The organism is Paenisporosarcina sp. HGH0030, assembly GCF_000411295.1.
Classification (GTDB): Bacteria; Bacillota; Bacilli; order Bacillales_A; family Planococcaceae; genus Paenisporosarcina.
Window position 1 is genome coordinate 207652 of the sequence record NZ_KE150421.1, and the last position, 25008, is coordinate 232659.

At 39.4% G+C, this 25008-nt stretch carries 26 protein-coding genes, 1 tRNA gene and 1 riboswitch; of the genes, 26 read left to right on the forward strand and 1 reads right to left on the reverse strand.

The genetic code is table 11. The features are described 5' to 3' along the window. Window positions 1-17 precede the first annotated feature (17 nt). From HMPREF1210_RS01050 to HMPREF1210_RS01090, 9 genes are all read left to right on the forward strand, one after another. Window positions 18-1715, forward strand: coding sequence for a long-chain-fatty-acid--CoA ligase (locus HMPREF1210_RS01050; RefSeq protein WP_016426733.1), 1698 nt, complete (start codon window positions 18-20; stop codon window positions 1713-1715). A gap of 89 nt (window positions 1716-1804) precedes the next feature. Continuing rightward, a complete protein-coding gene (locus HMPREF1210_RS01055) occupies window positions 1805-2386 on the forward strand; it encodes a TetR/AcrR family transcriptional regulator (RefSeq protein WP_016426734.1) in 582 nt (193 codons plus the stop codon). An 18-nt stretch (window positions 2387-2404) separates the two neighbouring features. Then, a complete protein-coding gene (locus HMPREF1210_RS01060) occupies window positions 2405-3178 on the forward strand; it encodes an enoyl-CoA hydratase (RefSeq protein ID WP_016426735.1) in 774 nt (257 codons plus the stop codon). Between the two features lie 25 nt (window positions 3179-3203). Further along, window positions 3204-3977, forward strand: coding sequence for an electron transfer flavoprotein subunit beta/FixA family protein (locus HMPREF1210_RS01065; protein WP_016426736.1), 774 nt, complete (start codon window positions 3204-3206; stop codon window positions 3975-3977). Window positions 3978-4014: 37 nt separating this feature from the next. Continuing rightward, on the forward strand, window positions 4015-4989 hold the full coding sequence (locus HMPREF1210_RS01070) for an electron transfer flavoprotein subunit alpha/FixB family protein (protein ID WP_016426737.1): 975 nt from the start codon (window positions 4015-4017) through the stop codon (window positions 4987-4989). Window positions 4990-5338: 349 nt separating this feature from the next. Further along, on the forward strand, window positions 5339-5653 hold the full coding sequence (gene trxA, locus HMPREF1210_RS01075) for a thioredoxin (RefSeq protein WP_016426738.1): 315 nt from the start codon (window positions 5339-5341) through the stop codon (window positions 5651-5653). Between the two features lie 98 nt (window positions 5654-5751). Continuing rightward, on the forward strand, window positions 5752-7542 hold the full coding sequence (gene uvrC, locus HMPREF1210_RS01080; RefSeq protein ID WP_196930488.1) for an excinuclease ABC subunit UvrC: 1791 nt from the start codon (window positions 5752-5754) through the stop codon (window positions 7540-7542). An 88-nt stretch (window positions 7543-7630) separates the two neighbouring features. Further along, window positions 7631-7810: riboswitch (Lysine riboswitch) on the forward strand. A gap of 103 nt (window positions 7811-7913) precedes the next feature. Next, window positions 7914-9137: an aspartate kinase gene (locus HMPREF1210_RS01085; RefSeq protein WP_147640314.1), complete on the forward strand. Its 1224-nt coding sequence runs from the start codon at window positions 7914-7916 to the stop codon at window positions 9135-9137. A gap of 59 nt (window positions 9138-9196) precedes the next feature. Next, a complete protein-coding gene (locus HMPREF1210_RS01090) occupies window positions 9197-9568 on the forward strand; it encodes a DUF1992 domain-containing protein (protein WP_016426741.1) in 372 nt (123 codons plus the stop codon). Window positions 9569-9655: 87 nt separating this feature from the next. Here HMPREF1210_RS01090 and HMPREF1210_RS01095 read toward each other — a convergent pair whose 3' ends face one another. Continuing rightward, window positions 9656-10069 (reverse strand): YslB family protein, encoded by a 414-nt coding sequence (locus HMPREF1210_RS01095; protein ID WP_016426742.1) that lies wholly within the window; start codon window positions 10067-10069, stop codon window positions 9656-9658. A 275-nt stretch (window positions 10070-10344) separates the two neighbouring features. Between HMPREF1210_RS01095 and HMPREF1210_RS01100 the strand changes: the two genes are divergently transcribed. The 17 genes from HMPREF1210_RS01100 to clpX all read left to right on the forward strand — a co-directional run bounded on the left by HMPREF1210_RS01100 (window position 10345) and on the right by clpX (window position 24906). After that, window positions 10345-10956 (forward strand): succinate dehydrogenase cytochrome b558 subunit, encoded by a 612-nt coding sequence (locus HMPREF1210_RS01100; protein ID WP_016426743.1) that lies wholly within the window; start codon window positions 10345-10347, stop codon window positions 10954-10956. 51 nt (window positions 10957-11007) lie between these two features. Beyond that, window positions 11008-12762, forward strand: a complete 1755-nt coding sequence (sdhA, locus tag HMPREF1210_RS01105; RefSeq protein WP_016426744.1) for a succinate dehydrogenase flavoprotein subunit — start codon at window positions 11008-11010, stop codon at window positions 12760-12762. Between the two features lie 5 nt (window positions 12763-12767). Continuing rightward, the gene (gene sdhB / locus HMPREF1210_RS01110; RefSeq protein ID WP_016426745.1) at window positions 12768-13541 is read left to right on the forward strand and encodes a succinate dehydrogenase iron-sulfur subunit; all 774 of its coding nucleotides are present in this window, start codon (window positions 12768-12770) and stop codon (window positions 13539-13541) included. A 365-nt stretch (window positions 13542-13906) separates the two neighbouring features. Further along, window positions 13907-14353, forward strand: coding sequence for a thioesterase family protein (locus HMPREF1210_RS01115; RefSeq protein WP_016426746.1), 447 nt, complete (start codon window positions 13907-13909; stop codon window positions 14351-14353). A 62-nt stretch (window positions 14354-14415) separates the two neighbouring features. Then, complete coding sequence (locus tag HMPREF1210_RS01120) at window positions 14416-14640, forward strand: LuxR C-terminal-related transcriptional regulator (RefSeq protein ID WP_016426747.1); 225 nt, start codon at window positions 14416-14418, stop codon at window positions 14638-14640. A gap of 76 nt (window positions 14641-14716) precedes the next feature. Next, a complete protein-coding gene (locus HMPREF1210_RS01125; protein WP_016426748.1) occupies window positions 14717-15181 on the forward strand; it encodes a MarR family winged helix-turn-helix transcriptional regulator in 465 nt (154 codons plus the stop codon). 10 nt (window positions 15182-15191) lie between these two features. Next, the gene (racE, locus tag HMPREF1210_RS01130) at window positions 15192-15989 is read left to right on the forward strand and encodes a glutamate racemase (protein ID WP_016426749.1); all 798 of its coding nucleotides are present in this window, start codon (window positions 15192-15194) and stop codon (window positions 15987-15989) included. A 100-nt stretch (window positions 15990-16089) separates the two neighbouring features. Continuing rightward, the gene (rph, locus tag HMPREF1210_RS01135; protein ID WP_016426750.1) at window positions 16090-16848 is read left to right on the forward strand and encodes a ribonuclease PH; all 759 of its coding nucleotides are present in this window, start codon (window positions 16090-16092) and stop codon (window positions 16846-16848) included. Continuing rightward, window positions 16845-17441, forward strand: coding sequence for an XTP/dITP diphosphatase (locus HMPREF1210_RS01140; protein WP_016426751.1), 597 nt, complete (start codon window positions 16845-16847; stop codon window positions 17439-17441). The genes rph and HMPREF1210_RS01140 overlap by 4 nt, the downstream gene beginning before the upstream one ends. A gap of 12 nt (window positions 17442-17453) precedes the next feature. Further along, window positions 17454-17963, forward strand: coding sequence for a metallophosphoesterase (locus tag HMPREF1210_RS01145; protein ID WP_016426752.1), 510 nt, complete (start codon window positions 17454-17456; stop codon window positions 17961-17963). A 71-nt stretch (window positions 17964-18034) separates the two neighbouring features. After that, a tRNA-Arg gene (locus tag HMPREF1210_RS01150) sits at window positions 18035-18108 on the forward strand. A gap of 252 nt (window positions 18109-18360) precedes the next feature. Continuing rightward, window positions 18361-18570, forward strand: coding sequence for a hypothetical protein (locus tag HMPREF1210_RS01155; protein WP_036659271.1), 210 nt, complete (start codon window positions 18361-18363; stop codon window positions 18568-18570). A 214-nt stretch (window positions 18571-18784) separates the two neighbouring features. Beyond that, window positions 18785-20020: a sensor histidine kinase gene (locus HMPREF1210_RS01160; protein WP_016426753.1), complete on the forward strand. Its 1236-nt coding sequence runs from the start codon at window positions 18785-18787 to the stop codon at window positions 20018-20020. 212 nt (window positions 20021-20232) lie between these two features. Next, window positions 20233-20928, forward strand: coding sequence for a hypothetical protein (locus tag HMPREF1210_RS01165; RefSeq protein WP_016426754.1), 696 nt, complete (start codon window positions 20233-20235; stop codon window positions 20926-20928). Between the two features lie 119 nt (window positions 20929-21047). Then, on the forward strand, window positions 21048-22049 hold the full coding sequence (locus tag HMPREF1210_RS01170) for a hypothetical protein (RefSeq protein WP_016426755.1): 1002 nt from the start codon (window positions 21048-21050) through the stop codon (window positions 22047-22049). A gap of 103 nt (window positions 22050-22152) precedes the next feature. Beyond that, the gene (gene tig / locus HMPREF1210_RS01175; protein WP_016426756.1) at window positions 22153-23439 is read left to right on the forward strand and encodes a trigger factor; all 1287 of its coding nucleotides are present in this window, start codon (window positions 22153-22155) and stop codon (window positions 23437-23439) included. Between the two features lie 198 nt (window positions 23440-23637). After that, complete coding sequence (gene clpX, locus HMPREF1210_RS01180) at window positions 23638-24906, forward strand: ATP-dependent protease ATP-binding subunit ClpX (protein ID WP_016426757.1); 1269 nt, start codon at window positions 23638-23640, stop codon at window positions 24904-24906. Window positions 24907-25008: the final 102 nt, after the last annotated feature.

The following is a 25008-nucleotide window of genomic DNA, read 5'->3' on the forward strand; positions in this document are numbered from 1 at the left end:
AAAGGGGGAAAATAGAAATGACGGCAAAACCATGGTTGGCTCAATATCCACCGGAGATTCCACATACGCTTTCGTACGATCCGATTCCGGTTCAAGCATATTTGACACATGCTTATCGTGATTATCCGGAAAAGATTGCGATTCATTTTCTGGGAAAAGACATTACCTACCGAGAACTCTATGAATCTTCGTTGAAGTTTGCTAATTATTTGCGGTCACTTGGTATTCAAAAAGGTGACAGAGTGGCAATCATGTTACCAAACTGTCCTCAAAACGTTATTGGGTATTATGGAATTCTTTACGCAGGTGGCATCGTCGTCCAAACTAATCCGCTTTATACAGAGAGAGAAATTGCTTACCAAATGAAAGATTCTGGCGCTAAAGCAATCTTATCGCTCGATATTTTATTTCCTCGTATTTCTAAAGTTATTAAAGAAACGAATCTTGAAAACATAATTATAACGGGTATTAAAGACTATTTACCATTCCCGAAAAATTTGGTTTACCCATTTATACAAAAGAAACAATACGGTTTTTCAGTAAAAGTGGAGCATAGAGGGATGAATCACTTGTTCCCGGAAGTCATGAAGGTTGGCAAAGCAGAAGAAATAGAAATTCCTTTTGACTTTGAAGAGGATGTTGCGATATTGCAATACACTGGAGGCACAACTGGATTCCCCAAAGGTGTTATGTTGTCGCATAAAAACCTGATAGCCAATGCTTCGATGTGTGATGCGTGGTTATATCGCTGCAAAAAAGGCGAGGAGACGATTTTGGGCATCCTGCCATTTTTCCATGTATATGGCATGACTGCCGTCATGATTCTTTCCGTCATGCTTGGAAACCGCATGGTATTATTACCTAAATTCGATGTGGACTCTGCTTTGAAAACGATAGATAAACAGAAACCGACGTTATTCCCAGGAGCACCAACTATTTATATTGGTCTGTTAAATCATCCGGATATCGCAAAATATGATTTATCGTCCATTCAAGCTTGTTTAAGTGGTTCTGCACCATTACCAGTCGAGGTTCAGGAAAAGTTCGAAAAGGTAACTGGTGGGAAACTTGTGGAAGGCTATGGTTTAACCGAAACCTCTCCAGTAACACACGCTAATTTCATATGGGATAATGAACGAATTAAAGGGTCTGTCGGTGTACCTTGGCCAGATACTGAAGCAGCAATTTTCCAAGTTGATTCAACTGATCCAATGTCTCCACATGAAATTGGTGAAATTTGTGTACGTGGTCCACAAATCATGAAAGGTTATTGGAACCGTCCTGAGGATACTGAAAATACAATGCGCGATGGATGGTTATTAACTGGTGACTTGGGGTATATGGATGAAAAAGGGTTCTTCTATGTTGTAGATCGTAAAAAAGATTTGATCATTGCAGGGGGATTCAATATTTATCCGCGTGAAATTGAAGAAGTGCTATACGAACATCCAGCCATCCAGGAATGTGTTGCCGTCGGTGTACCTGATCCTTATCGAGGGGAAACCGTGAAAGCATATGTTGTCCTAAAAGAAAACGAGCATGTTTCAGAAGAAGAATTAAATACTTTCTGCAGAGAACATCTGGCAGCGTTTAAAGTGCCTAGAATCTATGAATTTAGAAAAGAGTTACCGAAAACAGCAGTCGGAAAAATTCTTCGACGGAATTTAGTTGAAGAAGAAAAAGATAAATATAGAGAAGCTAGTGCAACGTCGTAACATTTCTTGACAACGTTAGTACTTCAGTTTAAGATGAAATTGTGAATGAACACTCATTCATAATTTCATCTTTTTTGGTGGTGGTATCTATGAAACGAGACAAACCGAAATTCAAACAAATAATTGACGCAGCCGTAGTAGTGATTGCAGAAAATGGGTATCACCAAGCGCAAGTTTCTAAAATCGCGAAACAAGCAGGCGTCGCTGATGGAACCATATATTTGTACTTTAAAAACAAGGAAGACATCTTAATTTCCGTCTTCCACGAAAAAATGGGCTTATTTGTAGAAAACCTGAAAAAAATTATAACTGATGGAACGACATCATCCGAAAAATTATTAAAAATGGTAGAAAATCATTTTCGCGTATTAGCAACAGATCATCATTTAGCCATCGTGACTCAATTGGAACTTAGACAGTCCAATAAAGATATTCGCTTGAAAATCAATGAAGTGTTAAAAGAGTACTTAATGTTGCTCGATGATATTTTAATTGAAGGATTGGAAAATGGTGAATTTCATGAAGAATTAGATATTCGTCTTGCGCGACACATGGTCTTTGGTACAATTGATGAGACGATTACTACTTGGGTGATGAATGAACAGAAGTACGATTTGATGAAATTGGCACCGAAAGTTCATCATTTATTAATGAGTGGTATGAAATCATAAGTGAAGGGATGGACGTGTATGGAGTTTTTGAGTTGGACTGTAGAAAATTACGTTGCGAAAGTAACGATTAATCGACCGCCGGCAAATGCATTATCACGAGCACTTATTCTCGAGGTAAACGAATTACTGAATGCTGTTGAACATGATGACAGCGTTCGTGTCATCGTCTTACACGGAGAAGGACGTTTCTTCTCAGCGGGCGCGGACATTAAAGAGTTTACTTCAATCAAAACAGGGGAAGAGTTTTCAGAATTGGCTGCAAGTGGACAAGAAATCTTTGAACGCGTTGAAAGATTCTCAAAACCGGTGATTGCTTCCATTCATGGAGCTGCACTTGGTGGAGGACTGGAACTCGCAATGAGTTGTCACATTCGCATCGTATCTGAAAATGCTAAACTTGGATTGCCAGAATTACAACTTGGTCTGATTCCAGGTTTTGCGGGCACTCAGCGCCTACCACGTTTAGTTGGGATGCCGAAAGCAGCAGAAATGTTGTTTACGAGCGAACCAATCAGCGGTTTGGAAGCGGTTCAATGGGGCTTGGCGAACCGTGCCTATGCGGAAGAAGAGTTGCTGGCCAATACAATGGAAATTGCAACTAAAATTGCTAAGAAGAGTCCGGTTGCATTAAAAGCTGCAATTGACATGTTACAATTCGCTAAAACGTATGCCTATGATGAAGGTGTGAAAGCTGAAGCACACTCTTTTGGAACCGTTTTCATTTCAGAAGATGCACAAGAAGGCATTTCAGCATTTATCGAAAAGCGCGAACCATCGTTCAAAGGAAAATAATGAAAAGTATTGGGAGGTCTGCATCATGAATATTTATGTGTTGGTAAAACGTACATTTGATACAGAAGAAAAGATTGTCGTTTCTGGTGGCAAAATTCAGGAAGACGGCGCTGAATTCATCATTAACCCTTACGATGAATACGCAATTGAAGAAGCGATTCAAGTCCGCGACGCACACGGTGGCGAAGTGACTGTATTGACAATTGGTGGGGAAGAAGCTGAAAAGCAACTTCGTACAGCTCTTGCAATGGGGGCTGATAAAGCAGTTCTGATTAACACTGAAGATGATTTGGACGAAATGGACCAATTTACAGCTGCTCAAATATTGGCAGATTACTTGAAAGATAAAAACCCAGATTTAATATTAGCTGGTAACGTTGCCATCGATGGTGGATCTGGACAAGTTGGACCACGTGTTGCCGACTTGTTGGACATCAACTATGTAACAACTATTACTAAATTAGAAATTAACGGAACACAAGTTAGTATCGTTCGTGATGTGGAAGGCGATTCTGAAGTACTTGAAACGTCATTACCTTTACTTGTTACCGCTCAACAAGGTTTGAACGAACCTCGTTATCCTTCTTTACCGGGTATTATGAAAGCGAAAAAGAAACCACTTGAAGAAGTGGAATTGGATGATTTGGATATCGATGAAGATGATGTAGAAGCAAAAACGGAGACAATAGAAATTTATTTGCCTCCTAAAAAAGAAGCAGGTCGCGTACTTCAAGGCGATCTTTCAAACCAAGTACAAGAATTGGTGCAATTACTTCGTACAGAAGCAAAAGTCATTTAATCGAATCTGAAGATTTGTAATTGGAGGGAATCACATCATGACAAAAAAAGTAATCGTACTGGGTGAAGCACGTGAAGGTGCTTTACGTAATGTATCTTTTGAAACTATCGCTGCAGCTAAGAAAATTTCAGGCGGTGGAGAAGTTGTAGCAGTTCTTCTTGGAGACTCTGTACAATCATTAGCAGCAGAAATGATTCATTATGGAGCTGACCGTGCTGTCACTGTTGAGCATCCACATTTGAGATCTTATACATCTGATGGCTTCAGTCAGGCATTCATGGCAGTTGTTGAAAGTGAAAGCCCAGATGCAGTTGTTTTCGGACATACAGCATTAGGCAAAGATTTGTCACCAAAAGTGGCAAGTAAACTAAAATCAGGTCTTATTTCTGATGTTACTGATATCGAAGGAGAAGGCGCTGACGCTGTATTTATCCGTCCGATTTTCTCAGGTAAAGCATTCGAAAAAGTGAAAATCAAAGATGGTATTGATTTCATTACAATCCGTCCTAACAATATTGAACCTTTAGCTCACGATGCTAGTCGTTCAGGCGATGTTTCATCTTTATCTGTGGATATCACGAACCTTCGCACTGTCATCAAAGAAGTTGTTCGTAAATCAACTGAAGGCGTAGATTTATCAGAAGCGAAAGTTATCGTTGCTGGTGGTCGTGGCGTGAAGAGTGAAGATGGATTTGAGCCGTTAAAAGAGTTAGCAAATCTTTTAGGTGGTGCTGTTGGTGCATCTCGTGGTGCATGTGACGCTGACTACTGTGACTACTCTCTTCAAATTGGTCAAACAGGTAAAGTGGTAACACCTGACCTTTATATTGCTGCAGGTATTTCTGGGGCAATCCAACATTTAGCTGGTATGTCAAACTCGAAAATCATTGTTGCAATCAATAAAGATCCTGAAGCAAACATTTTCAAAGTAGCTGACTATGGTATTGTTGGTGACTTGTTCGAAGTCATTCCAATGTTGACTGAAGAATTCAAGAAAATGAAAGCTAACTAATTTAAATACGACTCCGCGAAGCGAAAGCTTGCGGAGTTTTGTTTTGGCAATAAAAAAGAATACTAGAAGACGAGAGAGTGCGTAGGGACTGGCATTTAGAGAGCGAGAAGCGGTTCCCTTTCCGCGGACGAACTTGCAAGTATCATCTCTCGTGTAAATTAGGAGGAAATTGGTTAGTTGCTACTAAATCGCGAAAGTTGATCTCATTTTCAAAAAGTTGCTCCAAAGAATGAGCAGTGTTCATTATGTTCATTTTTAGCTATTATAAGGTTGAGCAAAAAAGTAGAAGCACTATTTACCACATGCTATACTACGTTTAGAGTTTGTATTTAGAGGAGGATGTTTTAATATGGCAATTGTACACGGAACAGATCAAAGCTTTTCAAGTGAAATTTCAGACGGCTTAGTTTTAGTCGATTTTTGGGCACCTTGGTGTGGACCATGTAAAATGATCGCTCCAGTTCTTGAAGAATTAGATGCTGACATGAATGGCAAAGTAAAAATTGTAAAAGTTGATGTAGATGAAAACCAAGAAACAGCTAGCAACTTCGGTATTATGTCAATTCCGACATTGGTACTTTTCAAAGATGGGCAACCTGTCGATAAAGTAGTTGGATTCAACCCGAAAGAAGCTTTGGCTGAATTAGTAAACAAACACGCATAATCTTTTCAATTGGCGTTCTAGTCTTATATTGTAAAAGAAATATTATTAAAACCGGGTACCCATGGGCACCCGGTTTTTTTTAACAGGTGATGAAAATGATGAATGATTTAATTCAACAGAAATGTGCGATTTTACCTGATCAACCAGGTGTTTACTTAATGAAAGATCGCCAAAGCACTATTATTTATGTGGGCAAAGCCAAAGTGTTGAAAAATCGTGTACGTTCTTATTTTACGGGGAGTCATGATGGAAAAACACAGAGACTCGTCCAGGAAATTGAAGATTTTGAGTACATCGTAACATCTTCAGATATTGAAGCTCTCATTCTGGAATTGAATTTAATCAAGAAGCATGATCCGAAATATAACATCATGCTAAAAGATGATAAAACGTATCCTTATATAAAAATAACAGGTGAAAATCATCCGAAATTGATAACAACCAGAATCGTTAAAAAGGATAAAGGGAAATATTTTGGTCCTTATCCAAACGCATATGCGGCGAGTGAAACGAAAAAATTACTAGATCGTTTATACCCGTTACGCAAATGTCCGACATTACCAGATCGGGTTTGTTTGTATTATCATTTGGGCCAGTGTCTAGCACCTTGTGTTAAAACAATCGAGCAAGACGCATACAGAAAAATTATTGATGAAATCACACGGTTCTTAAACGGTGGCTATCAGCAAGTCAAACAAGAATTGACGGAAAAAATGTCATCGGCAGCAGAGAACTTAGAGTTTGAAAGAGCAAAAGAATACCGTGATCAAATCACACATATTGAAACGGTTATGGAAAAACAAAAAATGACGACCAATGATTTTACCGATCGTGATATTTTTGGTTATGCCATCGATAAGGGCTGGATGTGTGTGCAAGTATTCTTTGTACGCCAAGGGAAGTTAATCGAGCGAGATGTTTCATTATTCCCGTTATATCAAGATCCAGAAGATGAATTCCTGACGTTCCTCGGTCAGTTTTATGATAAACCGAATCATATCAAGCCAAAAGAAGTATATTTGCCAAGTGCGGTGGATTTGCAACTGGCAAGCCAGCTTCTTGAAGTAAAAGTGGCTTCTCCGAGTCGTGGGCAGAAAAAACAAATGATTGATCTGGCGACGAAGAATGCAGAAATCGCTATCCGTGAAAAATTCCAGCTCCTAGACCGACAGGAACAACGAACGATTGGTGCAGTGGAAGAACTGGGGATTGCAATGGATATTGCGCCTCCTCTTCGAATTGAGGCATTCGATAATTCACATATTTATGGAGCAGATGCCGTCTCAGCAATGGTATCGTTTATTGATGGAAGACCGAATAAAAAGGACTATCGAAAATACAAAACGAAAACAGCTGCCCGTCATGATGATTACGGAGCCATGCGTGAAGTCATTCGTAGACGTTATACTCGTGTGCTGAAGGATGAATTGCCTCTCCCCGATTTAATTGTCATTGATGGTGGGAAAGGGCAAATGGAAATCGCCCGTGAAGTGATTGAAGATGAACTCGGTTTGTCTATTCCGATTGCAGGATTAGCCAAGGATGCGAAGCACCAGACATCTTCGTTGTTATATGGGGAACCCCCACAGATCATTCCCTTGAAACGAACAAGTGAGGGGTTTTATTTGCTACAACGGATTCAGGACGAAGTGCATCGATTTGCGATTACATTCCATCGGCAACAGCGTGGGAAACAGACGATTGCTTCCGCTTTGGATGGGTTTGAAGGAATCGGTCCTAAACGCAAAAAAATGTTGTTGAAGCATTTTGGCTCTGTAAAACGAATCAAAGAAGCATCAGTGGAAGAGCTGAAACAATCAGGTTTGCCATTGCAAATCGCGGAATCCATGTCTGAATATTTTCAAAATGAGTCATTGTCAAAAGAGTGAGTATATGATATTCTTGACTCACTGAAATTGAATCACTGATGTATGTTCAATAAGGAGCATCCGCTTCCTTTTGAACAAACATCGAATAAGTGGTGATAGAGGCGCGGAAATCAACAGTAGCTTTCTCGAGGATGAACAGATCCGTTGAAGGAAAGTGAAAGGGAAATTCGCCGAAGTTCGACATCCTGTATCAGATGTCGTGCTGGTTTTGCATTGAATAAATGCAGGATTGTCAGAATCTAATCGATTCTGGAGGGCTATCTCACATGGACGCTTCTTTTGAACGTGCATGCATGGAGACAGCTTTTCACGGATTACCCGTAGATAAGGCTGTCTTTTTTAGCTTCTTTGGAAATAAGGGAGAGTTTACATTGAGTCGCATTGTCATGAAATTTGGTGGTACGTCCGTAGGCAACACTGAACGGATCCGTAATGTCGCAAAACGCATAATCGGTGAAACAGCAAAAGGCCATGAAATCGTAGTAGTCGTATCAGCGATGGGGAAAACGACAGATGAATTAATGAGTCTGGCTGGGGATTTATCAGCAGAACCTTCAAAACGTGAAATGGACATGTTGCTGTCAACAGGGGAACAAGTAACAATTGCTTTGTTGACAATGGCACTTCAACATATGGGGCAAGATGCGGTTTCGTTTACGGGATGGCAGGCAGGAATCGGAACGGAATCCGTTCATCGCAATGCTCGAATCGAACATATAGATACTGTTCGTATGGAGCAGGCTTTGACGGATGGAAAAGTGGTTGTTGTAGCCGGATTCCAAGGGATGGATACGTATGGAGAAATTACGACACTCGGACGTGGTGGGTCGGATACGACGGCGGTTGCAATTGCAGCATCGCTAGGAGCGGACCAGTGTGATATTTACACGGATGTCGATGGCATCTATACGTCAGACCCTCGATATGTGGATGGGGCAAGAAAATTGCAGGAGCTATCCTATGACGAAATGCTGGAACTTGCTAACTTAGGAGCTGGGGTTTTGCATCCTAGGGCAGTGGAATTCGCTAAAAATTATTGCATGCCACTAAGTGTCCGTTCTAGCTTAAGTGAAGATACAGGAACCATATTATTGGAGGAACCTACTATGGAAAAAAACTTGATAGTGCGTGGTGTCGCATTCGAACCGGAAATTGTAAGGGTTACGGTAGGCTATGAAGTGCCTTTTAACGGCTCACTAGCCAAAATTTTCACTACTCTTGCAAAACATCATGTAAACGTTGATATCATTGTTCAAAGCATTATGGAAGGCGTGCAGCCAAGTGTTTCTTTCTCCATTAAGAAAGAAGATTATGCAGAAACTGTTCAAGTCTTGGAAAGTAAAAAAACGGAGTTGGGATACCAATCTACCAATTTTGAAGTTGGATTGGCCAAAGTGTCGATTGTTGGGTCAGGAATGGTTTCAAATCCAGGGGTTGCTGCACAAATGTTCGATCGCCTCCGCAAAGAAGGAATTCCTGTGAAAATGGTCAGTACTTCGGAAATTAAAGTTTCGGTTGTTGTACCTGAAAGTGCGATGCTACAAGCCACAAATGCATTGCATGATGAATTTGGATTAGCTGTTGTTCGAGTATAAAAACATTTCATGATATGATGAAAATAGTTTCATAATCATCATGAGAGGCAGTGAGATAAATGAACTGGCATATCGTGGAGGATTTAATTAAAAAAGCACAACGTGATGGACAGTTTGACAATTTGCCGGGAGCTGGGAAACCGTTACCGCCGGATGAATTTGATCATTATCCAGAAGACATTCGTATGGTAATGCGCATTTTAAAAAACTCAGGGCATGATGAAGAAGCTCAGTTCGTGAAAGAAGAAATGAGTGACTTAGAGCATCAAATGAAAAAAGCCACACAACGCGAAAAAACAGAACTTGAACAGCAATATAATCAAAGACTCACCCAATTGAACCGTATGTTATCTCAAAAAGGAATCAAAACAAATAGTAATGTTTTTAAACAATATCAGTCTCAATTGGATAACAGATTGAATTGGGATTGAAAAAAGCGGGCAGACACTCCATTTGGAAGTGACTGCCCGCTTTCTTTTCAGCTTCAACTCGATTTTTACTATCGAGTCAGTGAAGCTTTAAACTTTTTCTTTTAGATCCCATTTCACATGGAATTGAACGGAGTTTTTCTTCAGTTGTTTTTCTTCAAAGCATTCTGTCATAAAACCACCCAGTTTTTGTTGCTGCTGAGCCAGGAATCCTGCTTCCAGGCGGAAACATCGTTTCTCGAACTGCAGGGCATCGGGTTCTCCAGTCAATACATAAAATGCTTCATCTTTTGTACTTTGTTCAAGTGTTAGAATGCCCCAGCCCGCTTCTTGAAAAAAAGATGTCGTTTCTTCCATGGAAAACATCTGGAACTTGCGGGCTAAATCTTTTCCGGCCCAATATAAAATATCTTCTTCGTGTTTCCCTAAAATTGTCGAAAGTACATGATCTCGAATTAATTCGTAACCAAAAGTGGGTACCTTTTTTGTCTCTGTCATTGTCATCTGAATCCCGCTTTCTGGCTTAATTGCCTTCAAACTTTTTTAATATAAGAATTTTTCATGGACAAGGTAGTTAAAATAGTACAACACCGAGAATTTACCTGATTTAAATTGCCTTATGTAGTGGGCTTCCTTGCCTTGACGCTCCCTTATGATGGGAGTACAATAAACATGTCATAATATTGTACCATGATGAGATATGCAGTCAATGTTGCTTTCGTTCCATACGAAGGTCTGATCTTGTCTGCCTATTTTCAGTACTGAGGGGGGTAACAGTCTTGTCGAAAGATCGTGAATTTTATTTGCGCCGTTTACATTCTTTACTTGGAATCATTCCAGTAGGATTGTTCGTGACGCAGCATTTGGTTGTTAACCATTTTGCTACAAGAGGAGAAGAGGCTTTTAACAAAGCATCTCACTTCATGGAAAGTTTACCATTCGTATTGTTTTTAGAATGGTTTGTCATCTACATTCCATTGATGTTCCATGCGTTCTATGGTGTGTACATAGCCTTTACTGCGAAAAATAACACACAGCGTTATGGTACATTCCGTAACTGGATGTTTGTTTTGCAACGTATTACCGGGGTCATTCTAGTCGTGTTTATCGCATGGCATTTATTCGAGACACGATTCCAAAAAGCAATTGGTGCTGATGAAGTTAACTTTGACATGATGGCTGATATATTAGCAAATCCATTAATGTTTGTATTCTACGTGGTTGGTGTAGTATCTGCAACATTCCATTTAGCTAACGGTATTTGGTCATTCTTGGTAAGCTGGGGTATCACTCAATCACCTAGGTCACAACGAATTTCAACTTACGTGACGATCGGTATCTTCTTAGCATTGACAGTAATCGGCGTTCGTGCACTTCTTGCATTCGTGTAATAAGTTTCTGAAATTGCTTGATTACTATTAAAAAGAGGAGTGAGAAGAATCATGGCGAAAAGTAAATTGATTGTTGTCGGCGGTGGTCTAGCTGGTTTAATGGCAACAATGAAAGCAGCAGAAGAAGGAACAACAGTAGAATTATTCTCATTAGTTCCTGTTAAACGCTCACACTCAGTGTGTGCTCAGGGCGGAATTAACGGAGCATTAAATACAAAAGGTGAAGGCGATTCAACTGACAATCACTTTGATGATACAGTATACGGCGGGGATTTCCTTGCGAATCAACCACCAGTAAAAGCATTGGCAGAAGCAGCACCTGGAATCATTCGATTATTCGATCGTATGGGTGTTATGTTTAACCGTACACCTGAAGGGTTATTAGATTTCCGTCGTTTCGGGGGAACAATGTTCCATCGTACAGCTTTCGCAGGCGCTACAACTGGTCAACAATTGCTTTATGCACTTGATGAACAAGTACGTCGCTACGAAGTTGACGGTCTTGTAACGAAATACGAAAACTGGGAATTCCTAGGTGCAATCTTAGATGACGACGGCGTTTGTCGCGGAATCATGGCTCAAAACTTGAAAACTATGGAAATCCGTCCTTTCCGTGGTGACGCTGTCATCATGGCAACAGGTGGTCCTGGTATTATTTTTGGAAAATCAACAAACTCTATAATCAATACAGGCTCTGCAGCTTCAATTGTTTATCAACAAGGTGCAACCTACGCAAATGGCGAATTCATTCAAATTCACCCTACAGCGATTCCAGGAGATGACAAACTTCGTTTAATGTCCGAATCAGCGCGTGGTGAAGGTGGACGTATTTGGACATATAAAGACGGTAAACCTTGGTACTTCCTTGAAGAAAAATATCCTAGTTACGGGAACTTGGTACCTCGTGATATCGCAACTCGCGAAATTTTTGATGTGTGTGTTAACCAAAAACTTGGGGTTAACGGCGAAAACATGGTATTCTTGGATCTTTCACACAAAGACCCGAAAGAATTGGATATCAAGCTTGGCGGAATCATTGAAATTTATGAGAAATTCACAGGTGAAGATCCCCGTAAACTTCCAATGAAAATCTTCCCAGCAGTCCATTATTCAATGGGTGGACTATGGGTTGACTACGATCAAATGACAACTATTCCTGGTTTATTTGCTGCAGGTGAGTGTGATTACTCTCAACATGGCGCAAACCGACTTGGAGCAAACTCATTACTTTCTGCAATTTATGGCGGAATGGTTGCAGGTCCTAACGCAGTTAAATATATGAGTGGACTAAAAACTCATGCTGAAGATATGCCATCAACAATTTTTGATGCACACACGGCTGCAGAGCAACAAAAATGGGATGAAATTATGTCTCTTGACGGTACTGAAAATGCATATGTCTTGCATAAAGAGCTTGGCGAATGGATGACAGATAACGTAACAGTAGTTCGTTATAACGACCGTTTACAAGCAACTGATGAAAAAATTCAAGAACTTCTTGAGAGATTTAATAATATCAACATTAATGACACTCAAAAGTGGTCCAATCAAGGTGCTACTTTCGCGCGTCAATTGAAAAATATGCTATACTTAGCTCGCGTTATTACGCAAGGTGCATTGTTACGTGATGAAAGTCGTGGTGCTCACTACAAGCCAGATTTCCCAGAACGAGATGATGAGCAATTTATGAAAACAACTATGGCGAATTTTGATCCAGCTACTGGAGCGCCGGTCATTCATTATGAAGAAATAGATGTTTCATTAATTCCACCACGTAAACGTGACTATTCATCGAAAGGGGATTAATAATCATGAACGCAACAGCAACTAAAACCGTCGTTTTTGAGATCCTTCGTCAAGACTCTACGGATTCTACCCCGTATTGGGAAAAATTCGAGTTAGATTATCGTCCAAATATGAACGTTATTTCTGGATTAATGGAAATTCGTCGTAATCCAGTAAATACAGATGGTAAACACACAACACCTGTAAACTGGGATATGAACTGTTTGGAAGAAGTATGTGGAGCATGTTCGATGGTCATCAATGGCCGTCCACGTCAATCATGTACAGCTCTAGTTGATAAATTGGAGCAACCTATTCGCTTAGAACCAATGAAAACATTCCCTGTTGTACGCGACTTAATCGTTGACCGTTCACGTATGTTTGATTCATTGAAAAAAGTTAAAGCTTGGGTTCCAATAGATGGATCTTATGATCTAGGTGATGGACCACGTATGCCTGAACGTAAACGTCAATGGGCATATGAACTATCTAAATGTATGACTTGTGGCGTTTGTTTGGAAGCATGTCCAAACGTAAACACAAATTCAGATTTCATGGGCCCAGCACCGTTATCACAAGTACGTCTTATGAATGCGCATCCAACGGGTGCCATGAATAGAGACGAGCGTCTAAATTCCATCATGGGTGATGGCGGACTTGCAAACTGTGGTAACTCTCAAAACTGTGTAGTAGCATGTCCTAAAGGAATTCCTTTGACTACTTCTATCGCAGCTCTAAACCGTGACACTACGGTTCAAATGTTCAAAAACTTCTTCGGAAGCGACCACATGGTTGACTAAGAAGAGCTTAATTTGTCAGCCTCCCGCATTTTGCGAGAGGCTGCTTTTTTGTTTAAAGAAGTGTGCAGGGAGCGTTAAGTTGCTAAAATCGCTCCGAAATACCGAAAGTTGCTCCAAAATCGAAGCGAAGCCAATTTATTAATCCAATAATTCCGTCAGAATTAGGAGGTAATTGGTTAGTTGCCCTAATCATGGCAGAAGTTGCCCCAATAACTCATAAAGTTGCCCCTATCCAAAAAAATCCCTCTCTAAATTTATCCATTTCTATCCATTAAATTCTTTCCCCTTCAGAAGAAACTTTGTTACAATATCATCAACAATGAATCACCATTCATAAAATACATAAACCAAAGGAGAAATTCATTATGCGTGCATCTTATATCCAAGACCCAGAGCAATGGGTAAGTGGGTTTCATTTTTCAGTACCGGTTCAAGTTCGTTTCAGTGAAACGGATATGTATGGACATCTGAACAATACATATAACTTTTCTTATTTCGAGTTTGCGCGAATTGAATATCTTAAACAAATCGGCTTGATGAATGATTGGTTGGATCCAAAAGGTAAGACGATTCCGGTTGTTGCCGATTTACAATGCGATTATGTAAAACAAGTATTCTTTGATGAAAAGCTTCAGATTCATGTGAAAGCTGATTCGGTGGGTACTTCATCAGTGGATATCCATTACCATGCCACGAATGAAAAAGGGGAAACTGTTTTCACGGGTAGGGGAACTGTTGTGCAAATAAGCAAGGCAACTGGTAAGGGATCGCCTTGGACAGAAGAAGAAAAATCGTTATTCCTACCCAATTAGCCGTCACCGCCTTTTATCTTCTGACATACGTTACTAGGAAGAGTGGATAGGAGGGGCGTATTTTGTCAGAACGAGCACATCATCGTTCATTATTAACAGGACGAGAAAGAGAAATTTTTCAATTGTTAGTGCGTGATTATTCAACGAAAGATATTTCCATTCAACTCAATATCAGTGAGAAAACCGTGAGAAATCACATCTCGAATACCATCCAAAAGTTGGGCGTATCAGGCAGATCACAAGCGATACTCGAACTTTTACGACTTGGCGAATTAGCACTAGACTGAGTATGTCTTGCCAATTTCCGCAAAAGACGTCACAATGAATACACAAGTAATCGTATTCAGGGAGTGGATTCAGCACATGACAGAGCAAATTTCGAGCAATGAACATAACCATAACCAGGAGCAAGTAGCTTTTCTGGAAAAAGAACTTCGTTATATATCAGGCATTATCAAACAAAAAGGTCGCCAAATTTTAAGTAACTATACTGTGACGCCACCTCAATTTGTTGCGTTGCAATGGTTGTTTGAACATGGTGACATGACCATTGGTGATCTTTCTACCAAAATGTATTTGGCATTCAGTACGACAACGGATTTAGTCGACCGGATGGAAAAGAACCAACTTGTCATGCGTGTTCGTGATGAGCAAGATCGACGTGTCGTTCGCATTCATTTATTAAAAGAAGGCGAGCGCGTGATTGAAGAAGTTATTCAAAAACGTCAAGATTATTTGCAAGATATTTTGTCTGATTTTGATGCTGTAGAAGTGCAACAGTTGTCGAGCCTTCTCCAAAGACTTCATGTAGAAATGAAAGAGGATTGAGGCGAATCTCGTGAATACACCAATCGGCGTGATCGATTCAGGTGTTGGCGGCTTAACGGTTGTCAAAGAACTTATGCGACGGTTGCCCAATGAGCAATTTCTCTACATTGGAGATACAGCGAGATGTCCATATGGACCGCGTTCAGCAACTGAAGTGCGGAAATTCACATGGCAAATGGCGGAAGCACTGAAAGCGCAATCCATAAAAATGCTCGTTGTCGCGTGTAATACAGCAACAGCGGTCGCACTTGAATCCTTACAAAAATATTGCCCGTTCCCAGTCGTGGGGGTAATTTTCCCAGGGGCGCGAGCAGCTATAAAAGCAACAAGACGTTCTGAAGTCTGTATATTGGGGACTGTAGGTACTATTCAAAGTGGTGCTTACGAGAAGGCTTTGAAGGCTTTATCATCTTCCTGTCATACCGTTCCACTTGCTTGCCCGGCATTTGTTCCACTAGTTGAAAGTGGCGAATATGAAGGCGAATTTGCGAAGGAATTGGTTGAAAAGACACTCGAACCATTGCAAAAAGAATCATTTGATACGTTAATATTGGGATGTACTCATTACCCTTTATTACAGGATCTTATTGAAAAGGCGGTTGGTCCGCATGTGAAGGTTCTTTCATCAGCCGAAGAAACGGCCGATGAAGTGGATGCTATCCTCAACTATTACCAGAAGCAAAGAGAGCAACCGAGTAAGGTACCGCACATTTTCTATACAACGGGTTCCATACCAATGTTCAGGACCATTATTACGAAATGGCTTGAAATCGAAAACCCAACAATTCAACAAATATCATTTAAATAAAACCTGGAATTCCTTGAAAAAGGAATTTCCGGGTTTTGATTCGTTTAAAGCTTATGTGATACGATAAGTGCGCGAATGTATACGAGGAGGAAACAAACACATGAGACAAGATGGACGAAATTCAAAACAACTGAGACCTGTGACGATAGAGACCGATTACTTGGTGCATCCAGAAGGTTCCGTATTGATAACAGTAGGACAGACGAAAGTAATCTGTACAGCAACCATTGAAGAACGCGTACCGCATTTTTTACGTGGGCAAGGTAAAGGATGGATTACGGCTGAATATTCAATGCTTCCAAGAGCGACAGGTTCACGAACACAACGTGAAGCGTCGAAAGGTAAGATTGGTGGCCGTACAATGGAAATACAACGTCTCATTGGACGAGCACTGCGAGCAGTAGTCAATCTGGAAACATTAGGAGAGCGAACGCTGTGGATTGACTGTGATGTGATCCAGGCAGATGGCGGCACACGTACTGCTTCGATTACCGGTGCATTTGTTGCGATGACAATGGCTATTGCAAAGCTACAAGATGAAAAACAGCTCCCTGAATTTCCTGTAACAGATTTCCTTGCAGCGACGAGCGTAGGAATTGATGGTGAGCTCGGTGCAATTCTTGACCTAAACTACATTGAAGATTCCTCTGCAAATGTCGATATGAATATTATCCAGACTGGTTCTGGTCAATTTGTGGAACTTCAAGGTACTGGAGAAGAGGCTACATTTACAAGACAGCAGTTAAATGAATTGCTTGATCTAGGTGACGAAGGCATTCAGCAGTTGATCGCCATTCAGAAAGATGTGCTTGGGGAAATGGCTCACCGAATCGGCAAAAAGCTAGGTGATTTATCATGAAGCAAGTAATTATTGCAACGAAAAATAAAGGCAAGGCGAAAGACTTCGAAGCGATTTTCAATCCCTATGGTTTTGAAGTTTTGACTCTCCATGATGTAGCGAATGACATGGATATTGAAGAAACAGGCACAACGTTCGAAGAAAATGCCGTTCTTAAAGCTGAGGCCCTTGCTGAACGCTTACAAACTTTCGTGATAGCTGATGACAGCGGTCTAGCAATTGACGCTTTAAATGGCGCTCCAGGCGTCTATTCTGCACGCTATGCCGGAGAAGAAAAAAGTGATGATGCAAACATGCAAAAAGTTCTGACTGAACTTAAAGACGTGGTAGACGAAGAACGGACAGCTCGTTTTTGTTGTGCCATTGCGTTGGCAGGTCCTAATATGGAGACGAAGACTGCTTTCGGAACTTGTGAAGGCGTCATTGCCCATGAGAAAATGGGCACAAACGGCTTTGGTTATGATCCGATTTTCTTTGTGCCGACACTTGGCAAAATGATGGCTGAGTTATTGCCTTCAGAAAAAGCAGCAATTTCCCACCGTGGAAATGCCATCAAAAAAATTGAAGCGGAATTACCCAACTTGTTGAAATAAGGTGGCGAGTACATGCGTATTTTAGTAATGAGTGATACCCATGGAGAAGTTAATTCGATTGATCAGGTAAGACAACATGTCGGTTCAGTGGATGCAGTATTTCATTGTGGGGATAGCGAACTTGATGTAAATCATACATCGCTACAATCTGCTTTTGTCGTCCGAGGAAATTGTGATTGGGATTCCTCATTTCCTGAAGAAGTATTCGCTGAGATTAACGGTGTGAAAATATTTATGGCGCATGGTCATGTATTACAAGTGAAATCGACCATGCTGCCGATTAGTTACCGTGCTCAGGAACTTGGAGCAGATGTGGTTTTGTTCGGACATTCGCATTTATTGGGTACTGAACAGATTGAAGGCACCCTATTTGTAAATCCGGGAAGTTTGGAATTGCCAAGAGGACGCCTTGAAAAGAGCTATGCAATCATCGAAAAGTCACCAGTTCAGTGGACCGTAACATTCTTTTCGAATGAAAATGAAACTCTTGAAAAAGTAACATTTAAAATTACTGAAAAATAACGTTGACTTTTGGCTGTAGCATTTCTATAATAAATATTGTCTTCATTTCTGAAAAGAACTGAAAATCACAAGTCTCAGTAGCTCAGCTGGATAGAGCAACGCCCTTCTAAGGCGTCGGTCGGGGGTTCGAATCCCTCCTGGGACGTATGTAAGACTTTGAGCAAAAAACTCCCTAAATTATATTTAGGGAGTTTTTTTGTGACCAATTATAGGCATGTTCAATGATTCAATCCATTTGCTGATGAAATATATTTGAGTCTAAAACAGAGTTGTTGAAGTGATGATATAATAGGGTAATCAGAAAGATTAGGTAGTCACGTGCCAAATTGTAAAGAAGGTATCCGAAACTTCTTCCTGTGTTAAAATTCGGAACCAGTATCTATTGGAGGGTGTTAATGTGAATAAAAAATGGACTATTGAAAATATCAGAGAATATGTCAAGAAGAATTCAGATTGTGAATTACTTTCTAATGAGTATGTAGGATACTCTCAAAAACTACTGTTTAAATGTTCATGTGGAAATAATTTCGAAAAAACTTTTACTAAATTTAAAGGTAGTAATCAGAAAAAATGTCCAAATTGTTCAGAAATTAGGGCTTCTCGTTAAATTTTTCGGGGTATTGAAAAGTTTGAAGAGTCGCAGAAACTGTGTCAATTAATCCTTCTTTATCTAAAAGTGAATTGATCACATAACGCATGTGACTTCACTTTGGTAAAGAAGGTTTTTTTATTACAAAATTCGACATATTGGAAATGTCTATTGCGGAAGAAGTATAATTCTCCCTAGAAGAACTTTGGTTCCAAGGAAAGGAGGAAATTCAGTGTTAGAAACGTTGTTGTTAAATATCTTATTTTTAATTTTCCCTCTACTATTGTTCGTGATTTTCTTTGATAATCGCAAACATTTTTATAATATTGTATTCCTCATTGCCTTTGCCACGATTTCGATGATTTTATGTATGGTTTATCCAATTCATCTGGATATTGGTTTTATTTTTGATTTGCGGTATATCCCGTTTATTATCGTTGCGTTATATGGAGGTTTTTGGAAGGTTCTGCCTCTTTTTATTGTCTTGAACGTTTATCGTTTTATTATTGGTGGGGAGGGAACAATTCAATCCCTTTTATTTTCATCCTCCATTTTCATTATTGTGCCTTTTTTGAGTAAAATATTTCTTCGAGTAAACACGCAAAAACGAATACTTATTGGTGTTTCGGCAGCGATATTCACGATGGGATTTTACTTAACGACGCTCAGTACATTTTTTGATGTATTAACACAGGAGTTCTGGTTGCTGGCATTTTATTCCCTTACCACTCATGTTGTTGTCATTATCCTGATTATGTTGATGATCGAAAAAGCACTCGATAATATTAAGAGCCGCGAAAATTTCCTTCACGCAGAACGGCTTCATGTGATGAGTGAGCTTACGGCAAGTGTGTCGCATGAGATTAGAAACCCTTTGACTGTGACCAATGGTTTCTTGCAGCTATTGAAGGAATCAAAGAATGTATCGGTAGCTGAAAAAATGTACATCGATTTTTCGTTGAAAGAATTGGAACGTGCCGAACAAATTGTGAGTGATTTTCTAGCATTTGCGAAACCGCAATCTGAAAACATGGTGTATGCCAATTTAGAAGAAGAATTTAGGTACGTGAAAAATATTCTAATGCCTTATGCTAAAATGAATCGTGTCGAAATTGAATGTCATTTTACAAATACACTGAAGTTGAAATACGATAAAAATCAAATGCAACAGTGTCTTTTGAATCTATTAAAAAATGGAATAGAAGCAATGAAAGAAAACGGTGGGATTTTGACAATTGAGGTCTGTGATTTCGATCAAAACATTATCATAACCGTTCAAGATAGTGGCATTGGAATGACGAAGGATGAAATAAAGAACTTGGGTAAACCTTATTACTCAACAAAAAAAGAAGGTACAGGCCTTGGCATGTTGATGGTGTATGGAACGATCTGCAAAGTTAAAGGTAAAATTGATGTTGAAAGTAAAAAAGGTAAAGGAACTACTTTCACGATTACAATTCCAGTTTGAAATCTAGTTTGAAAAGTATGAAGGGGTGTGCATAAATGCGCACTCTTTTTCTATTTTCTTCTACATGTAAATTTCCCTTTTATAGTGTTTAGAGGAAGTAATTACTATATTAAAATATCTTTACAATTATATTACAGTCTTTTAATATGAATTTTGAAGATTATAAGAAATCACTATAATTTTACATTTTTGGACCAGGGAGAGTACATAGCGTGAAAAAAACATTAAAAGCATTGCTTCCATTAATTTTGCTTGTCACCGGAGTTTTAGTGGGGTGCAGTGAAGATCAAACAACTGCTAAAGAAGTCGATCCTTCAAAAGCGGAACAGAAAGAAGTTTCCAATAAAAAAGAAGATGTCAGCGAACCGGTAACGGATGAAAATGGCCGAGTACTTTTAACAGAAGTTGGGCAAAAAGTGAAGGAAGAGGATGGAACTTCTGTAGAATTGCTGAAAATTAAAGAGATCAATCAAAGTGTGGACATAGCACCTGTAAAAGTTGTTGTGACAAACATGAAAGTCATCCAACTAACAGATATTCATCCTGATAACACAGACTATTTACTCCAATTCATGAATGCTTCGGAATTGCCAGAGAAACTTAATTATATTCAAATAAATTATACAGCTGAAAATACATCTGATAAAAATATTGGATGGAACGGAATCAGTACAATCGTTACGAATACGGGCGAGCAACTGGATGCAATGGGTAATGACTTTATTTGGGAAGAAAATGGCTTTGACAGTACTTTTTATGGTAAGACCAAACATGAAGGAACAATCGGAGTTTTTACCACCAGCAATGTTGATGAATTGAAATCATTGAAGTTCATTATCAGCTCAAGCTATGACGAAGACACGTATGAAGATATTACTAGTGAACAACAAGCTGAATTCGGTTTTTAATCACTGATTGAGCTTTTTACTCAAAGAAGAATAGAAATAATGAAGAAAGGATGTGCTGAGAAGCGCATCCTTTTTTCAATTTGTGCTACTATAAACGCAAGAGAAAGGCGGAATCCACATTGCGAAAAAAGTACGGAAAACTTCAAAAAAAAGAAAACATCATTGTCTTTCCGGGCATGGTGGACAGACTCATATCCGAAGGACTGAAACATGCTGAAGATTTTCAATATGATTTAGCTGTGGATTCAATTAGACAGGCCCTGACATACATAGAAGCTGATGAACAAACACTGGGTGTCTATGCATATTCATTGTATGAAATTCGGGAATTCACTGAGGCTAAGACAGTTTGTGAGGAACTTTTGAAATTAGGTCCTACCTATTACTTTGAAACGATGGAGTTGTATGTAACGATCCTGATGGAGCTCCGCCAGTTCGGTGAGGTAAAAGAAATTTTGGAATCATTGCTTGAAGAAGGCGTTGTTTCTGAAGATAAAATAGATAAATTTGAACAACTTCTCACATTGAATGAACGCGTGGCCAAACAAAAAAGTGATCGGATATTGGAAGATGTTCCTCATAACAATCAAATTGATGCAAGCTTATTTCAATACGAAACATTTTCTCGTTTCCCAGAAGATAAGCAACAGCAACTATTGGTTGAACTGGAAGGGGAAGATCTGACGCCAATAGAAAATGAACTGGTGACCATTATTGAAGATGACCTAATATCACCCATAACGAAATCCTTCGCCCTGTTATTGATGGTACACAAAAGAATAGATCGGAACATAACCATTGAAAAGTTCGGTTATGGAACAGATATTATCCCTAAAGAGCTGTTAGACCCTTCCCAAACACCGATGGTCGAAGCTGTCCTAAACATGACGGAAGATGACCTCATTCAAAATCCAACCAAACTGGAAATGGTTCATGATTTAATCATTCGTCACTCATTTGCAACGTATCCATTTGAATGGTTTTCGTTCGATGAGCAAGAAGTGGCTGAAGCTTATATAAATTACGTAGGTGGCATGTTAGGGGAAGAAGTGACTTGCGAAGGGAAGTTGTATGACTTGCTCGTTAGGATTGATGTCCTCTTCGAAATGCGGAACATGTGAAAAAAGTTGAAAGTATCGGCGGTTATGCTATACTAGAATGGTTGTCAAAATCATAGATAAGAATGATACTAAACAATTGAAATTAATGATGGAGGTTGAATATATGTCAGTGAAATGGGAAAAACAAGAAGGTAACACAGGTATTCTAACTGTAGAAGTAGAAGCAGCAAAAGTTAATGAAGGTTTAGATAAAGCTTTCAAAAAGGTTGTTAAAGAAATCAACGTACCAGGTTTCCGTAAAGGAAAAATGCCACGTAAAATGTTCGAACAACGTTTTGGTGCTGAGTCTTTATACCAAGATGCTTTAGATTTCATTCTACCTGATGCATATGCTTCAGCAGTTGAAGAAGCTGGAATCGATCCTGTTGATCGTCCGGAAATCGACATCGAAAAAATGGAGCAAGGTGAAAACTTGATTTTCAAAGCTACTGTTACAGTACGTCCTGAAGTAACTCTTGGAGATTACAAAGGCATTGAAGTTTCTAAACAAGACTCAAATGTAACTGATGAAGACATCGAAGCTCAATTAAAAGAACAACAAACACGTTTGGCTGAGCTAGTTGTTAAAGAAGACGAAGCAATCGTTGAAGGCGATACAGCTGTTATCGATTTCGAAGGATTCCTTGGAGAAGAAGCATTTGAAGGCGGCGCTGGTGAAGACCACGCACTTGAAATTGGTTCTGGATCATTCATTCCAGGTTTCGAAGAGCAATTGGTTGGCTTAAAAGCTGGCGAACAAAAAGATGTAGTTGTTACTTTCCCTGAAGAATACCATGCAGCTGAACTTGCTGGTAAAGAAGCTACTTTCAAAGTAACTGTGAAAGAAGTAAAAGGAAAAGAACTTCCTGAATTAAACGATGATTTCGCAAAAGAAATCGATAGCGAAATTGAAGGTATCGATGCTCTTCGTACGAAATTAAAAGTACAAGCAATTGAAGAAAAGAAAAATGCGGCTGAAGCTGGATTCAAAGATGAGTTAGTTGAGAAAGTTGCTGAAAACGCAACAATCGATATTCCTCAAGCAATGATCGATGCAGAAGTAGATCGTATGTTAAATGACTTCGCACAACGTTTACAATCACAAGGTATGAACCTTGACCTTTACTACCAATTCTCAGGTCAAGATGAAAACGCACTTCGTACACAAATGATTGAAGATGCTAACAAGCGTGTGAAAGTTTCCTTGACACTTGAAGCGATCGCTGAAGCAGAAGGCTTAACAGCTTCTGAAGAAGAAGTAAATGCTGAAATCGAAAAAATGTCTGGTCAATTCAACATGACTGCTGAACAAATCCATACAGCACTTGGTGGTACTGGCGCACTTGAAAACGATATCCGTATGCAAAAAACAATCGACTTCTTAGTTGAAAACGCTAAAGTTACAGAATAATTTTTATCACTGCTTTTTAAAACAAGGCGCGGACATATTGCCCGTGCCTTGTTTTCTCTCATACATAGGTAATGTCTGGTGATTGATCCAAAAGATACTTGAACGATGAAAAATAATGATCTAAGTTTTCATTAATCTTATTAGTTGATTCTAGTAGGAGAATCTTGTAAGATTGTGGCTTGAATAGGGGTGAATATTTTGTTCAAATTTAATGATGAAAAAGGGAATTTAAAGTGTTCCTTCTGTGGAAAATCCCAAGAACAAGTTCGTAAACTGGTCGCAGGACCTGGTGTATATATTTGCGATGAATGTATTGAATTATGTACGGAAATTGTGGAAGAAGAACTCGGTACAGAAGAAGAAACTGAGTTTAAGGAAGTTCCAAAACCAAAAGAAATCCTTTCCATTCTTGATGAATATGTAATTGGTCAGGAGCGAGCAAAAAAATCACTCGCTGTAGCTGTTTATAATCATTACAAACGCATCAATTCCGACAGCAAAATCGATGATGTGGAATTATCAAAATCAAATATCGTTATTTTGGGACCAACTGGTAGCGGTAAGACGTTACTGGCTCAAACACTTGCGCGCATTCTGAATGTGCCATTCGCGATTGCTGATGCAACATCATTAACTGAAGCTGGATATGTTGGGGAAGATGTAGAAAACATTCTCCTGAAATTGATTCAATCGGCTGATTATGATGTTGAAAAAGCGGAAAAAGGTATTATTTATATCGATGAAATCGATAAAGTAGCACGTAAATCCGAAAATCCATCCATCACGCGTGACGTTTCAGGTGAAGGTGTGCAACAGGCACTTCTGAAAATTTTAGAAGGCACAGTTGCAAGCGTTCCTCCTCAAGGTGGGCGTAAGCATCCTCATCAGGAATTCATTCAAATCGACACAACGAACATCTTGTTTATCGTTGGTGGAGCATTTGATGGAATTGATCAAATCATTAAACGTCGTTTAGGACAAAAAGTAATCGGTTTCGGTTCAGATCCAAACAAAAAAGATCCTGAAGAATCTTCATTATTATCACAATTAATTCCTGAAGATTTGTTGAAATTCGGATTGATTCCTGAATTCATTGGCCGTCTGCCAGTATTGGCAAGTTTGGAACAGCTAGACGAGAACGCTCTTGTTCAAATTTTAACTGAACCCAAAAATGCTTTAGTGAAGCAATACCAAAAAATGATTGAATTGGATAATGTCAAATTGACATTTGAAGATGATGCACTGGTTGAAATTGCGAAATTGGCAATCGAACGCAAAACGGGTGCACGTGGACTTCGTTCGATTATTGAATCATTAATGTTGGACGTGATGTATGAATTGCCTTCACGTGAAGATATTATAGAGTGTGTTATTACGAAAGAAACGGTTACTGATTCTACAAATCCGCGTTTGGTTTTGGAAGACGGTACCGTACTGAATCAAAATGATGAAAAAACTTCAGCGTAAATTTAGCTGAATGAGAAAAGCTGGCTTCGAACGTGCGTATGCTACGCGCAGCTCGGATGTCAGCTTTTTCTTCCATATGTTTGATTTATGGAGAAATCGGAC

Excerpts from the sequence above, each read along its gene's own strand:
- sdhA (WP_016426744.1), top strand. The coding sequence starts at position 11,008 with ATGGCGAAAAGTAAATTGATTGTTGTCGGCGGTGGTCTAGCTGGTTTA.
- HMPREF1210_RS01115 (WP_016426746.1), top strand. The coding sequence starts at position 13,907 with ATGCGTGCATCTTATATCCAAGACCCAGAGCAATGGGTAAGTGGGTTT.
- tig (WP_016426756.1), top strand. The coding sequence starts at position 22,153 with ATGTCAGTGAAATGGGAAAAACAAGAAGGTAACACAGGTATTCTAACT.
- HMPREF1210_RS01095 (WP_016426742.1), bottom strand. The coding sequence starts at position 10,069 with ATGACAATGACAGAGACAAAAAAGGTACCCACTTTTGGTTACGAATTA.
- HMPREF1210_RS01065 (WP_016426736.1), top strand. The coding sequence starts at position 3,204 with ATGAATATTTATGTGTTGGTAAAACGTACATTTGATACAGAAGAAAAG.
- uvrC (WP_196930488.1), top strand. The coding sequence starts at position 5,752 with ATGAATGATTTAATTCAACAGAAATGTGCGATTTTACCTGATCAACCA.
- HMPREF1210_RS01145 (WP_016426752.1), top strand. The coding sequence starts at position 17,454 with ATGCGTATTTTAGTAATGAGTGATACCCATGGAGAAGTTAATTCGATT.
- sdhB (WP_016426745.1), top strand. The coding sequence starts at position 12,768 with ATGAACGCAACAGCAACTAAAACCGTCGTTTTTGAGATCCTTCGTCAA.
- rph (WP_016426750.1), top strand. The coding sequence starts at position 16,090 with ATGAGACAAGATGGACGAAATTCAAAACAACTGAGACCTGTGACGATA.
- HMPREF1210_RS01125 (WP_016426748.1), top strand. The coding sequence starts at position 14,717 with ATGACAGAGCAAATTTCGAGCAATGAACATAACCATAACCAGGAGCAA.
- HMPREF1210_RS01050 (WP_016426733.1), top strand. The coding sequence starts at position 18 with ATGACGGCAAAACCATGGTTGGCTCAATATCCACCGGAGATTCCACAT.
- HMPREF1210_RS01070 (WP_016426737.1), top strand. The coding sequence starts at position 4,015 with ATGACAAAAAAAGTAATCGTACTGGGTGAAGCACGTGAAGGTGCTTTA.
- HMPREF1210_RS01140 (WP_016426751.1), top strand. The coding sequence starts at position 16,845 with ATGAAGCAAGTAATTATTGCAACGAAAAATAAAGGCAAGGCGAAAGAC.
- HMPREF1210_RS01090 (WP_016426741.1), top strand. The coding sequence starts at position 9,197 with ATGAACTGGCATATCGTGGAGGATTTAATTAAAAAAGCACAACGTGAT.
- trxA (WP_016426738.1), top strand. The coding sequence starts at position 5,339 with ATGGCAATTGTACACGGAACAGATCAAAGCTTTTCAAGTGAAATTTCA.
- HMPREF1210_RS01060 (WP_016426735.1), top strand. The coding sequence starts at position 2,405 with ATGGAGTTTTTGAGTTGGACTGTAGAAAATTACGTTGCGAAAGTAACG.
- HMPREF1210_RS01055 (WP_016426734.1), top strand. The coding sequence starts at position 1,805 with ATGAAACGAGACAAACCGAAATTCAAACAAATAATTGACGCAGCCGTA.